Source organism: Weissella paramesenteroides ATCC 33313 (assembly GCF_000160575.1).
Lineage (GTDB): Bacteria > Bacillota > Bacilli > Lactobacillales > Lactobacillaceae > Weissella > Weissella paramesenteroides.
Genome location: NZ_GG697132.1, coordinates 71,538 through 84,233, shown reverse-complemented (window position 1 = coordinate 84,233; position 12,696 = coordinate 71,538). Strand labels below are relative to the sequence as shown.

12 protein-coding genes are annotated in these 12,696 nt (G+C 38.1%); 11 read left to right on the top strand and 1 reads right to left on the bottom strand.

The features are described from left to right. Positions 1–30 precede the first annotated feature (30 nt). The 4 genes from HMPREF0877_RS07320 to HMPREF0877_RS07305 all read left to right on the top strand — a co-directional run bounded on the left by HMPREF0877_RS07320 (position 31) and on the right by HMPREF0877_RS07305 (position 5,403). Positions 31–2,025: a DHH family phosphoesterase gene (locus tag HMPREF0877_RS07320; protein ID WP_002828685.1), complete on the top strand. Its 1,995-nt coding sequence runs from the start codon at positions 31–33 to the stop codon at positions 2,023–2,025. A gap of 29 nt (positions 2,026–2,054) precedes the next feature. After that, complete coding sequence (gene rplI / locus HMPREF0877_RS07315; protein ID WP_002828684.1) at positions 2,055–2,507, top strand: 50S ribosomal protein L9; 453 nt, start codon at positions 2,055–2,057, stop codon at positions 2,505–2,507. 190 nt (positions 2,508–2,697) lie between these two features. Beyond that, complete coding sequence (gene dnaB / locus HMPREF0877_RS07310) at positions 2,698–4,113, top strand: replicative DNA helicase (protein ID WP_040760971.1); 1,416 nt, start codon at positions 2,698–2,700, stop codon at positions 4,111–4,113. Between the two features lie 93 nt (positions 4,114–4,206). Then, positions 4,207–5,403, top strand: coding sequence for an MDR family MFS transporter (locus HMPREF0877_RS07305; RefSeq protein WP_002828682.1), 1,197 nt, complete (start codon positions 4,207–4,209; stop codon positions 5,401–5,403). A 111-nt stretch (positions 5,404–5,514) separates the two neighbouring features. Here HMPREF0877_RS07305 and HMPREF0877_RS07300 read toward each other — a convergent pair whose 3' ends face one another. Further along, on the bottom strand, positions 5,515–5,904 hold the full coding sequence (locus HMPREF0877_RS07300; RefSeq protein WP_002828681.1) for a YbaN family protein: 390 nt from the start codon (positions 5,902–5,904) through the stop codon (positions 5,515–5,517). 143 nt (positions 5,905–6,047) lie between these two features. On the opposite strand from HMPREF0877_RS07300, the gene ispE reads away from it, so the two are divergent. The 7 genes from ispE to HMPREF0877_RS07265 all read left to right on the top strand — a co-directional run bounded on the left by ispE (position 6,048) and on the right by HMPREF0877_RS07265 (position 12,645). After that, positions 6,048–6,905 (top strand): 4-(cytidine 5'-diphospho)-2-C-methyl-D-erythritol kinase, encoded by an 858-nt coding sequence (gene ispE, locus HMPREF0877_RS07295; protein ID WP_002828680.1) that lies wholly within the window; start codon positions 6,048–6,050, stop codon positions 6,903–6,905. Between the two features lie 179 nt (positions 6,906–7,084). Next, positions 7,085–8,140: a BMP family lipoprotein gene (locus HMPREF0877_RS07290; protein ID WP_040760970.1), complete on the top strand. Its 1,056-nt coding sequence runs from the start codon at positions 7,085–7,087 to the stop codon at positions 8,138–8,140. 187 nt (positions 8,141–8,327) lie between these two features. Next, positions 8,328–8,534 carry a hypothetical protein gene (locus HMPREF0877_RS07285; protein ID WP_040760968.1) on the top strand — a complete coding sequence of 69 codons (207 nt, stop codon included), beginning with the start codon at positions 8,328–8,330 and terminating at the stop codon, positions 8,532–8,534. A 6-nt stretch (positions 8,535–8,540) separates the two neighbouring features. Beyond that, positions 8,541–8,837 carry a hypothetical protein gene (locus tag HMPREF0877_RS07280; RefSeq protein ID WP_002828677.1) on the top strand — a complete coding sequence of 99 codons (297 nt, stop codon included), beginning with the start codon at positions 8,541–8,543 and terminating at the stop codon, positions 8,835–8,837. A 277-nt stretch (positions 8,838–9,114) separates the two neighbouring features. Beyond that, a complete protein-coding gene (locus tag HMPREF0877_RS07275) occupies positions 9,115–10,326 on the top strand; it encodes an MFS transporter (RefSeq protein ID WP_002828675.1) in 1,212 nt (403 codons plus the stop codon). 452 nt (positions 10,327–10,778) lie between these two features. Beyond that, the gene (locus tag HMPREF0877_RS07270; RefSeq protein WP_002828674.1) at positions 10,779–11,591 is read left to right on the top strand and encodes an SseB family protein; all 813 of its coding nucleotides are present in this window, start codon (positions 10,779–10,781) and stop codon (positions 11,589–11,591) included. 43 nt (positions 11,592–11,634) lie between these two features. Beyond that, a complete protein-coding gene (locus tag HMPREF0877_RS07265) occupies positions 11,635–12,645 on the top strand; it encodes an NAD(P)/FAD-dependent oxidoreductase (protein WP_002828673.1) in 1,011 nt (336 codons plus the stop codon). The last annotated feature ends 51 nt before the right edge of the window (positions 12,646–12,696 follow it).

Sequence of the window (12,696 nt, the reverse complement as noted above, 5' to 3'; positions counted from 1 at the left end):
CAAACAAAAAGAATAGGCTAGGTGAGACGGGTGAGAAAAATTACGGCGTTACCGACATTCTTTAGAAATCAACGCCTTAGTGGCATGGCAGCCTTAGTATCATTTATTGCAATTGTTGGGGCAGTTTTGGCCTGGCTAGTTAATTGGGTCGTAGGTATTATTTGGCTGGTATTAGTCGTTATTGCATTGATTGTTATTTTTAGGACCCTTCAAGATTTAAGTGAACAAACAACGCATTATATTGAAAATTTATCGTATCGTATTAATCGTGGTGAACAAGAATCAATTATTCAAATGCCCTTAGGTGTCATCCTTTGTACAGACGAAGGTGACATTGAGTGGGTCAACCCATATATTCAACAATTATTGGGGAATGAAACGATTGTCGGTAGTGATCTACAACATGTTTCTGAACAATTAGCTGAAATTGTGGCATTATGGCCAAATGAAGAAAAGCGTGTTACCGAGCTTGAGTGGCTAGGCCATGTTTTTCAGTTGCAGGTTCAGCCAGAATTGAATGCAGTCTACCTAATGGATCGGACAGCTGCAGCTAAGGTAACGGCAGATTTTGAAAATCACAAATTGTTTTTAGGAATTGTTTCGTTAGATAATTATGATGAAGTGACTGAGGGTATGAGTGATGCTGAGGCATCGACTTTGCGAACTTATGTGACTAAAACATTATCTGACTGGATGGCAGATCATGAAATCTATGCACGTCGCTTATCAGTGGACCGATATTTATTAATTGGTTATCGTGCCGCCTTGAAGAAAGCGGAAAATGATAAATTCAATTTATTAAAAACGATTCGTGAATCAACCTCTGTTCAAAATGCTCAAATCACATTGAGTATCGGTATTGCTTATAATGAAATGGCCATTGATACGTTAGCTGAAAATGCGCAAGCTAATTTAGACCTAGCATTAGGGCGTGGTGGTGACCAGGTGGTTGTTAAGTCATCGACTGGTTCAGCCAGATTCTATGGTGGTAATACGAATCCGATGGCTAAGAGAACTCGTGTACGTGCACGAGTGATTTCACAAGCATTAGCTGATTTATTTGACCAGGCCGACCAGGTTTTTGTTATGGGGCATAAGCGCCCAGATATGGATTCATTTGGTGGCGCTTTAGGTGTACGTAGATTGGCAGAAATGTTGGGAAAACCAGCGTGGGTAGTTTACGAAGAAAACGGGCAAGAACATTCAGACATTCATTTATTATTGGAACAAATGTCTGAAGATGTTTCTGACGAGCATGCCTTATTAACACCAAATGAAGTTTTAGCACAAATGACGGATCAGAGTTTGTTGGTTATTGTTGATCACTCGAAGCCATCATTATCTGAATCACAAGACGTCTATGAAGCATTAAAGAATCGGGTTGTGATTATTGATCATCACAGAAGAGGTGAAGAATTCCCAGAAGAACCACAGCTTGTTTATGTTGAATCTTATGCATCTTCAACTTCTGAGTTAGTCACGGAATTGTTCGAATATCAACCAAGACGAGCACAAGGATTAAGACGATTAGAAGCGACGGCAATGTTGGCGGGTATTCAAATTGATACGAAGTCATTTACATTGCGTTCTGGTACGCGTACATTTGATGCGGCCAGTTACTTGCGTGCAGTTGGTGCAGATGGTAACTTGTTGCAGGATTTTATGAAAGAAACGGTCGATTCATACCGTAATCGTGCGCATCTTATCGAACGTGCCCAGATTCATGATTCCGTAGCGATTGCAGTTGGTGAGGATGATGTGCAATATGATTCAGTTGTTGCAGCACAAGCTGCTGACTCATTATTGCAGATGATTGGTGTGACATCATCCTATGTTATTACTAGGCGTGATAATGATACAGTAGCTGTCTCGGCTCGATCAACAGGTATTGTTAGTGTGCAACTGGTAATGGAAGCGATGGGTGGTGGTGGCCATCTAAGTAACGCTGCAACTCAGGTTAAAGATACGTCAACTGAGGCAGTTTACGAGACATTGTTAGCCGAGCTTAATAAAGATAGTGATTAAAAATTTTAGTAAGAAGAGGGTATGAAACAATGAAGGTTATTTTCTTAGAAGATGTTAAAGGTCGCGGAAAGAAAGGCGAAGTAAAAGACGTTCCTGATGGTTATGCCAATAATTTTTTGATTAAAAACAAAAAGGCAAAGCCAGCAACGAATGCGAATGTTTCTGCCTTGCGTGGTCAAAAGAAAGCGGCTGATCGTGAAGCTGCAGAAGAAAAAGAAATGGCCATTGCATTGAAAAATAAGTTGGAGGATGACAATACAGTCGTTGAACTAAAAGCCAAGGCAGGTACAGATGGTCGTTTGTTCGGCGCTATTTCATCAAAACAAGTTGTGGCAGGATTACTTGACCAATTTAATATTAAGATTGATAAACGTAAAATGGATATGAAAGAGCCTATTCGAGCATTAGGTTATCGAAATGTGAAAGTTAAGCTTCACCGTGATGTTGAGGCAACTATTCGTGTCCATACAGAAGAGCAATAAATAAGTATTGAAAGAGCTCTTACTATATCAATAATTAGGCGATTCTGGCTTGTAAAAATACAAAAAGCTAGAATCGCCTAATTATCGTTATATTCGAATTCAAACCATCTTTTGGCTAACTCTGATTTTTTAATCGATGGTTATTTGGTACAATGAACAGTAGACTATGTTGAAGGGAGGTTATGTTCACATGCCTGATCAAAATGAAGGTGCACCATTACGTGTCCCACAAGATGTTGAAGCCGAGCAGGCAGTGCTGGGTTCGATTTTATTAGCGACGGATCCCCAAGATTTATTGGCGGATATTATGACCATTCTTGAGCCGAGTGACTTTTATCGCACGGCACATCGCTTGATTTATTCGGCTATCTTGGCGCTTGATGAAACACAAAGAGCGATTGATATCTTAACAATCACTGATGAATTGGATAAAGATAATCAAGTTGAAAATGTCGGTGGCATGGCCTACCTGACTGAGTTGGCATCAAGCGTACCAGTTGCTGGTAATGCTTTGTATTATGCCAGAATTGTGCGAGAACGCTCCGTGCGTCGCAATATGATTGATACCTTACAGGATAGTTTGACACAAACTTATGAAGGTAGTGATTCAGTTGATGATGCGGTTGCAGACTTGTCAACAAAGCTGGATTTAATTAATGGTGGCGAAAAAAGTGCAGACTTTAAAAATATCGCTGATGTTGTAAATAAATCCTTTGAACAAATTGAACAAAACTCACGCACCGACGAAACAGTTACGGGATTGGCTTCTGGGTTTCCGGCACTCGATAATTTGACTACCGGATTTCATGAAGGTGAAATGATTATCATCGCTGCCCGTCCTGCTGTTGGAAAAACTGCGTTTGTATTAAATATTGCGCAAAAAGTGGCGGTAGCAGACCCGACTTTACCAGTTGTTATTTTTTCATTAGAAATGCCAGATACGTCTTTGGTTAATCGTATGTTAGCGGCGGAAGGTAATATTAATTCGCAGCACATGCGAACAGGACAGTTGGAAGCTGAAGAATGGAATTCTCTAGCAGTGGCGACGGGTTCGCTAGCACGAACAAATATTTATATTGATGACACACCGGGTATTAAGGTTACAGAAATCAGATCGAAGCTACGTCGATTATATAAACGTGAGGGTCGGCTAGGGTTAGTCATTATTGATTATTTACAGTTGATTGAAGGAACTCGTAGTGAGGGTCGTCAACAAGAGGTTTCAGCTATTTCACGTGCAATTAAGATGATGGCCATGGAAATGAATGTGCCAATCATTGCCTTGTCACAACTATCACGTAGCGTTGAGCAACGTCAAGATAAGCGTCCGATGTTGTCAGATATTCGTGAATCTGGATCTATCGAGCAGGACGCTGATATTGTTGCTTTCTTATATCGTGATGATTATTATGATAAATCCAATGATGATCTGGATAATCAGAATGATCCACGTGATGAAGAACAGCAAGATATTGGTGAAATTGAAGTTATTCTAGAAAAGAATCGTTCTGGAGCTCGCGGAACAGCGCGGTTACTATTTGTTAAGTCATATAATAAGTTTTCAAACATTGATTTTCACAATGAAGAACCAGGTGGATTCGGTTAATTGTAAATAAAAAGGGTTGCTAAAGAACGAGACCAATGATGGATTTCATTAGTCTCGCTCTATTTTTGTGAGTATGTTAAAAAGAGGTTTATCATGCAAAGTATTGGGCAAGGAATGTCGTTACGTTGGTTGTTAGCGGCAAGTTTTATTAATAGTTTTGCTTTTGGTTTTATTTGGCCATTAACATCAGTTTATTTATATAATGAACTGTATCAAACTTTAGTAACAATCGGATGGGTGATGATGGCTAATGCAGTTGGTCAAGCGATTGGGTCGATTGTTAGCGGTCGATTATTTGATCAATTTAAACCCTATCGCCTTATTCAGTTCGGTGTGTTAGCAATGATTGTGTTACAAGTCGCCTTTATTATTTGGCATGGTTGGCCAACATATGCTGTTATTTTGACATTGGTCGGCTTCTTTGGTGGCTGGTTAACGGCGGCTATTAATGCTTATGGCACACAAGTACGGTCTCATGACGGTCGTTTTGTATTCAATATGCTTTATTTTATGAGTAATTTTGGTATGGTCTTTTCAACCGCATTAGTAGGACCAATTTATCCATTTGGTATAACATGGTTATTTCTATTAGCTTTAATACTATATGTTGTTTTATTTTTTATTGTACATACAAAGTTTCGCATTAATTTGGCAAATTACAGTCGTGAACAACAGACAACTAAAATTGCTTTACCAAAATGGAATTTATTACTAATTTATGCAGGTATATCAGGACTAGTTATTTTGTGGATTTCATATGCACAGTGGCAAGGAAATGTTTCAGTGTACATGAATAGTGTACTGAAATTACCACTCTGGCAATATTCAATGTTGTGGACGATTAACGGTATTTTGATTGCGATTATTCAATTGGGGATGAATGCCTTGAATTTGTCAGCCAATCGACGATCAATGTTTATTCAAATATTTGCTGGCATTATCATGTTTGGTTTATCATTCTTAGTGTTACCGTTTAGTCATCATTTCATGGGATTTGCCCTGGCGATGATTATTACGACGATCGGCGAAGCAACCGCATTTCCAATGATTCCAGCGTTGGTCAATGAACTAACACCATTAACTCTGAAAGGACGTTATCAGGGACTAACCGCTGCTGCGCCATCTGTTGGAAGAGCTGTCGGACCATTGGTGGGTGGATTCATTATTCAACAACAAGGGTATAATGCATTGTTTTATGCAGCATCAGCACTAACTTTCGTAGCATTTATTGGTGTTTTAACTAGTATTGTTCTAGGATATCGTCGCACAGTACGCTATGAAGAAAATTAATATCATACGTTTAAAGGGGCAAAATCTACCGAAGTCAATGGTGGATTTTGCCCCTTTCAGTCTATAATGGCTAGTTTTGTACTGGCCTTTAAATATATTCCCATTTGTGGTTTAATCTTCTTCGTCAAGGAACCAGTTATTTAACCACCAACCACGATAAAAACCTTCCATGGCAATAATTTGCGAAAACGAAGCACAAATTAACGTTATTTGTAACCATAATTTACCAGAAGTAAAGAATGGTATGCTCATGAAGGCGGCAGTGACAAGGTAAATAATTATGCGATTCTTTTGGGTTAATTGGCGTTTATAAATGCCCTTATATACGTACTGCTGGTAGTATTTATTGTTTTCCAACCAAATTTGTAGGCGCGTTGATGAACGTCCCCAGAAAAATGCTGTTAATAAATAGAATGGCGTTGTTGGAATGCCGGGTACCCAAATGGTTAGAGTACCTATTCCAAAAGTGATCAAACCTAAAATAATGTAGATGAAACGCATGTAAACTCCTTATTGTTTATTCTGATTTAGTATATCAGGAATTAGTTAAAACCAACAGAAGTTATAATTCTTTATCTGTCTTTGTTTCGCAATTAAGGGCAACTTGCTATAATTAAAATAATCTATGAAAGGACTTGGTCGCGATGGAAGTATTAGAGCAAGCCTACGCAAAGTTAAATATTAGCCTAGATACCCCATTTATTCATAAAAATGGTGAACAAGAATGGGATATGTTAATGGTGGCCATCGACCTAGCTGATACGGTGACTATTCGAACGACGACTAATCATCAGAATATTGTTGTGGAATCAACAAGTGGTTTATTACCGCTCAATGAAAAAAACTTGGCCTATCAAGCAGCCAATTTGATGCGTGAAACAGCAGGTCGGACAGAAGGTATTGAAATTCACATTATGAAGCGTATTCCAGTTGCGGCAGGATTGGGTGGTGGTTCTTCAGATGCAGCGGCAGTCTTACGGGGATTGAATCGAATTTGGCAACTGAACTACACCGAAGACAAGTTGGCGGTAATGGGGCTCCAAATTGATGCCGACGTACCGTTTTGTGTTTATTCACGGCCAGCTCGTGTTCGTGGACGTGGTGAGGTAGTTGAACCACTAACAGAAGCAATGCCACCGTTGTGGGTGATTGTTTCTAAGCCTGGTATCAGTGTTTCAACACCTAAAATATTAAAATTAGTTGATTATTCTAATATGCAGCATGGGGATATGGTTGGATTGATGACGGCGGTTAATTCTGGTGATTTTCAAACAGCTTATCACAAAATGTTTAATGTCCTCGAAGCAATTACGGGAGCTAAGTATCCAGAAATATTAAAATTGAAGCAAAAAATGTACGATTTTGGTGCTGATGCAGCCCAAATGTCAGGTACTGGACCGACGGTATTTGCAATTTCTGAAAAAGCCTCGCGTGCAAAACGAATCTATAATGCGGTTAGAGGATTTGTGTCAGAAACTTACTTGGTCAGGTTAGTTAATTAAAAATAGTATAATGAGCCTTTATTGTTCGCGTTTTGTTGCATTTAAATAAGCGGTTCATTTTTTTTTGTAAAAAAAACGAACGAAAAGCTTTACTTTTTGAACATTATCCATTATATTTAGAGTGTAGTTCGTGATTGACGAACAATCTAGGTAATCTTTTTATAAAAGGGGATAGAAAAATGGCTTCAAACGCAAAGATGTGGGTGGCAGGTGCCGCGGTTGTAATTATTGCAGGTGGTGCATATGCTGCTTGGTCTGGAAACAAGTCAAGTGATGATAAAAGTAATAAGACTTCAGTTGCATTGATAACTGATGGTGGTGGAATTGATGATAAGTCATTCAACCAATCGGCTTGGGAAGGTATGAAGTCATGGGCAAAGGATAATAATGTTAAGCAAGGTAAGGGCGGCTATGCTTATTATCCTTCAAAGACGAACGCTGATTTTACAACAAATATGGATCAAGCTCGTTCTGATGGATTTAAGAATATTTATGGTATTGGATTCCAATTGGTTTCAACAATTAATGAACAATCAAAGAAACATCCAGATACGAACTATATGATTATTGACGATATTGCGAAGGCACGTAAGAATACAGTATCTGTTACTTTTAAGTCTGAACAATCATCATACTTGGCAGGTGTTGCAGCTGCTAAAACGACAAAGACCAACAAACTTGGTTTCGTTGGTGGTATGCAATCAGCTGTTGTTAAGACGTTTGAAGCCGGCTTTATTGCAGGTGCTAAGTCAGTCAACCCGAACATCAAGGTCGATGCGCAATATGTTGGTAGCTTTACTGATGCTGGTAAGGGTAAGACAATTGCCTCATCAATGTATCAAAATGGTGCTGATGTTATCTTTAGTGCTGCGGGTGGTTCTGGTGCTGGTGTCTTCACAGAGGCCAAGGATTTGAATGAAGAAAAGAATGCGGCGGACAAAGTTTGGGTCGTTGGTGTTGACCGTGATCAAAACGCTGATGGTGCCTACACTGCCAAGGATGGTAAGTCTAACTTCACATTGACTTCTGCAGTGAAGAAAGTTGGTAAGGCCGTTATTGATGTTACTAACGATACAGCTAAAGGTAAGTTCCCTGGTGGTAAGCACCTGGTTTATGGTTTGAGTGATAAGGGTGTTGCTGTAACTCGTGGTAATATATCAAGTGCTGCATGGCATTCAGTACAAGATGCACAAAAGAAGATTGTTGATGGGGATGTCAAAGTTCCTGCTAAGTAATTAAAAAAATTGTTTCATTGAATAGTTTATAAATTGAGCAACTGAATTCTTTATGGATTTAGTTGCTTTTTTAATTGGAATAATTTTTATAAAATTAACTTATATAAAAAAATAAATTAACCTAATGAAAAATCATGATATAATTTGTTTGTTGTTAGTGGTATTTTATTTAAAGGAGGAATTTTGCATGAATTTTGACGATTTGTCTTCTTATAAAGTTTTAAGCGAGGCGGAAATGATCAATATTTTCGGTGGCGCAGGCAAATGGCATTATTGGGGAATTGGCGTCTATACTAAGGGGAATCAGGTTTGTACAAATTGGAATCAGGCTTGGCACGCTGTTGGTGGTATTTCATATGGTTCATGGGCAAATGGATTAGCCCACATACGTTGATAGATTATGAAAAAAGATATGATGGCATTACTTTCCTTAATTGATGAAAGCACTCATTCAATAGAAACACAATCTGATCCAAAACTAAGTGCTATTTTTACAAATTTTAATCAAAAAAAGGACTATCAATTACAGAAAGCTTTGATTGATTTGAAATCAGAGATAAATATTTATCAATTAAACAATGGGTATAGGACTCCTAAGTTCCTGACAAGAATTGTATTAGATATTTCAAGTGTGACTTCCGTTAATGAAAGTTTTGGAATGACAGCATTTTTTTCAAATTTGTGGTTTGGCAAATAAGGTGTTTAATTTTTAAAAAATATAATCGTTAATTTCATATTGGATTGAATTAGGGTAAACAAGTATTGTTTTTACGATGCTTGTTTTTTTGCTGTCCTAAAAATAGGTTAAACTTAAAAATATTGACCGCGTTAATGAATTTAAGCGCTTTCATTATTTATTTTTTAAATACGTATAAATTACTTATTTAATAATATAACCTTGACTAATGCCGTCATAAAGTATTAATTTAGTAATGTAGGTTTTATTTAATGTGTTGTTGTTAAGGAGAGTTCTGTTGGAAAGTAAAGATAAGTTGTTCAATAAGGGATTTCTCAGTATTACACTGATTAATTTCTTAGTTTATTTAGTTTACTATTTGTTAATGGTAATCATTGCAGTTGTTGCACAAGAAAAATTAGGTGCTACCTTAAGTCAGGCAGGGTTAGCATCGGGAATTTATGTTATTGGTACATTAGTGGCGCGACTTTATGTAGGAAAGAAGCTTGAAGTACTTGGACGTAAACAAACGTTGCGTGTGGGTATCATCTTGTACTTAATAACAACACTAATGTATTTGTATATGCCATCAATTGCGATCCTTTATGTTGTGCGTTTGTTGAACGGATTCTTTTATGGAACTGTCTCAACAGCGACGAATGCAATTGTCACGGAATATATTCCATTATCACGACGTGGTGAGGGAATTAATTATTATGGCTTGAGCACAAGTTTGGCAGCAGCAATTGGACCGTTCTTAGGCATGTTGTTACTGCATGCAACTAGTATTAATTTCATTGTGATCATGTCGAGTATCATCTTAGCGTTCACCGTTATTGGTTGTTTCATACTAAATGTAAACAACATGGCACTAAATAGTGATCAACGTGCATTGGCTGATAGTTGGAAGATCAATACATTTATTGATACAAAAGTTGTCTTTATTGCAGCAATTGCCTTTATTATGGGATTAGCTTATTCAAGCGTGTTGTCATTTTTAGCATCGTACGTTGAAACCATTGATCTTGTATCAATTAGTTCATTTTTCTTTGTTGTGTATGCGTTGGTGATTACTGTCACTCGTCCAATGGCCGGCCGAATTTTTGATCGATATGGTGAAAACTCAGTCATGTATCCAAGCTATTTCTTTTTAGCGGTTGGCTTATTCGTGCTTAGTATCACGACTTCTTCCTGGGAATTATTGTTCTCTGGTGCCCTTATTGGTTTAGGGTATGGAACGTTTATGTCTAATGGTCAAGCAGTTGCCTTGCACTTAGAAAAGGATATTAGTCGGATTGGTGTTGCATTATCAACATACTTTGTTGGATTGGATTTAGGAATTGGTGTGGGTCCTTACTTGTTGGGTGCCTTACGCAATTTTGTTGATTTCAAGCAAATGTACTTAATGACAGCCGCATTGCCAATTATCTGTGCCGTCTTATACAAGTTGTTCTATAAAGGTGCTAAAACTGAAGAACGGCTGCCAGAAAACGGACAACATGCTGCTTAATGTTCGTGTTTTGTATAAAAATGACGTTTTAAACAAGTATATTTGGTAATAAGAATAATATTAGCGGTTAATTATTTTTTATAGATGAATAAAACACGAAGTATGTATTTACTTTGCCTCTTTTTTAAGCTATGATTAAGGAGTTGCTTGAGGGGAAACGCAAAGCACATTAAAATACATATAGAGGATACAATGATTTGGCATCTATTTTAATAGCTGAATGTTGCCTTTGATTTGTCATAATGTGAAAATTGAGATGATCATCTCAGCTTTATCAGCCTAAAGTTTTTTCGATATTATTTTGAAAAAAACTTTGGGCTTTTAAAATGCAGCGAAACGTTTCCTGTCAGTTTGTTGATGCTGTGTTGCTAAAAGGTGAGCCCCTGACAAACACAGGGTTTTCCGTTATACTTGTTAGAAAGAGATGAGAAATTAAAGGAGAATGATTGCGCATGGATAATGATGATGAAGAACTACGTAATGATAAACTGCTGGATGCGATAGCAGTTTTTCGTGAGGAACAAAATGAGGTCACAGAGCATAACTTTATCCAGGCATTGATTGATGCGATATTTATTGCCCCAGTTAATTTTTCAGAGCCACCAGTTGTAAAAGACGATGGTGATGTTGAAATCCCAGATGATGCACAGATGCAGTTAGTAACATTCGAATTAGAAAATGGTAATGGAGTTTTCCCAGTGTTTACTGATTTGGATGCATATAATGCACAACCCATTGAAGCTGAATTACCTGTTTATCCATGGGCAATGGCATTGTCGGATTATTTGCCAATCCTGCAAGATGATGAGACGCAGAATATTGAAGGTTTAGCATTAAATCCATTTACAAATGGGATGCCAATTACGCGTGATAATATTGCCTATATTGCGCAACAAGTTGCTGCCCAGCAAGAAGCAAATGATGATGAAGATGAAGGCAATAATGAAATGGAAATCACATCTGCTGAAGAGTTGATTCCAACACCACTTCGTTACGAGTTGATTGGTATTGCAGATGATGCAATGGGTACAATTGAAAATATGTATCTCCTTTGGTTGACTAATAATGATGCTGACACATCAAACTACCTACTTGTTGTAGATGGACCAGATCGCGAAGCTGTGCAAGCGCTCTATCAACAAATTGCGACGGCATTTGAAGAAAAAGCAGGTGATGAAGGAAGTGCGGTAGACATTGTCTATGCACCTGACTTCCAAGTCGATCTGTCTGAATTCGAGAGTTTGTACAGTCGGACAATCGGCTAATAACATTTACCAAGCAAATAGTAATAGGAAGTTTTCAATAATAATGAATGAAGAAGTGGATTTAACAATTATTGGTGCCGGTCCTGTCGGCATGTTTGCCGGTTTTTATGCCGGATTACGAGAACTAAAAGTGGCGATTGTCGAAAGCTTGTCAGACTTAGGTGGACAGGTAACTAACTTTTATCCAAGCAAAACCATATTGGATGTTGCTGGTTTCACAAATGTTTCGGGACAAGCATTGATTGATAATTTAAGTGAGCAACTATCCCAATTTGATCAAACGATGCGATTAGGTGCAACAGTAACAGATATCGTTCCTGATGAAGATGGGTATCAAATACAGACAGATCAAAAGGACATTTTTCACACAAAGGGTATTGTTCTAGCAACTGGAGCAGGCGCTTTTGAACCTCGTCGTCTTTCAGCGGATTTATTAGATGAACAGGTTGAAGATAATATTCATTACTCAATTCATGAGTTAGAGTCGTTTGCGGGGAAACGTGTTTTAGTTGCTGGTGGTGGTGATTCTGCAGTTGATATGGCACTACATTTAGAACCAGTGGCCGCAGAGGTTCGCTTGACTCACCGACGTGATAAATTTCGGGCATTGGAACATAGTCTGACACGTCTTGAAAATTCATCAGTGACCCTTGAGACACCTTATACAATTAAGCATATTGCACGTGATGTGTCTGGTGCGTTGTCAGTGACATTACAGGTCGCCCGTGCGGAAGAAACAAAAGTGATTACAGTAGATGAAATTGTCGTTAGTTATGGTTTTCAGACAGAAAACAAGATCATGGCTGGCTGGACAATCAAGCCAGAGTTGAATGACCAAAATCAGATTTTGGTTTCACAGAATATGGCAACATCTGTAAAGAATGTTTATGCGATTGGGGATGTAGCCGCCTATAATGGCAAATACGATGTCATTGCGACCGGGTTTGGTGAGGCGCCAACAGCAATCAATGATTTGATGACCCATATTCTGCCAGAAAAGAAGGGACCAGCACACTCAACAGCATTGACTGTTGAAAATGGTACCGTCAAGTAGAATTGATTATTTTGTGAAAAGATTACCAATTACTACTAAATATCATGAAAA

Coding starts and splice junctions, on each gene's coding strand:
- HMPREF0877_RS07280 (WP_002828677.1), top strand. CDS start 8,541: ATGAAAAAAGATATGATGGCATTACTTTCCTTAATTGATGAAAGCACT.
- HMPREF0877_RS07290 (WP_040760970.1), top strand. CDS start 7,085: ATGGCTTCAAACGCAAAGATGTGGGTGGCAGGTGCCGCGGTTGTAATT.
- HMPREF0877_RS07270 (WP_002828674.1), top strand. CDS start 10,779: ATGGATAATGATGATGAAGAACTACGTAATGATAAACTGCTGGATGCG.
- HMPREF0877_RS07305 (WP_002828682.1), top strand. CDS start 4,207: ATGCAAAGTATTGGGCAAGGAATGTCGTTACGTTGGTTGTTAGCGGCA.
- HMPREF0877_RS07300 (WP_002828681.1), bottom strand. CDS start 5,904: ATGCGTTTCATCTACATTATTTTAGGTTTGATCACTTTTGGAATAGGT.
- HMPREF0877_RS07265 (WP_002828673.1), top strand. CDS start 11,635: ATGAATGAAGAAGTGGATTTAACAATTATTGGTGCCGGTCCTGTCGGC.
- HMPREF0877_RS07285 (WP_040760968.1), top strand. CDS start 8,328: ATGAATTTTGACGATTTGTCTTCTTATAAAGTTTTAAGCGAGGCGGAA.
- dnaB (WP_040760971.1), top strand. CDS start 2,698: ATGCCTGATCAAAATGAAGGTGCACCATTACGTGTCCCACAAGATGTT.
- rplI (WP_002828684.1), top strand. CDS start 2,055: ATGAAGGTTATTTTCTTAGAAGATGTTAAAGGTCGCGGAAAGAAAGGC.
- ispE (WP_002828680.1), top strand. CDS start 6,048: ATGGAAGTATTAGAGCAAGCCTACGCAAAGTTAAATATTAGCCTAGAT.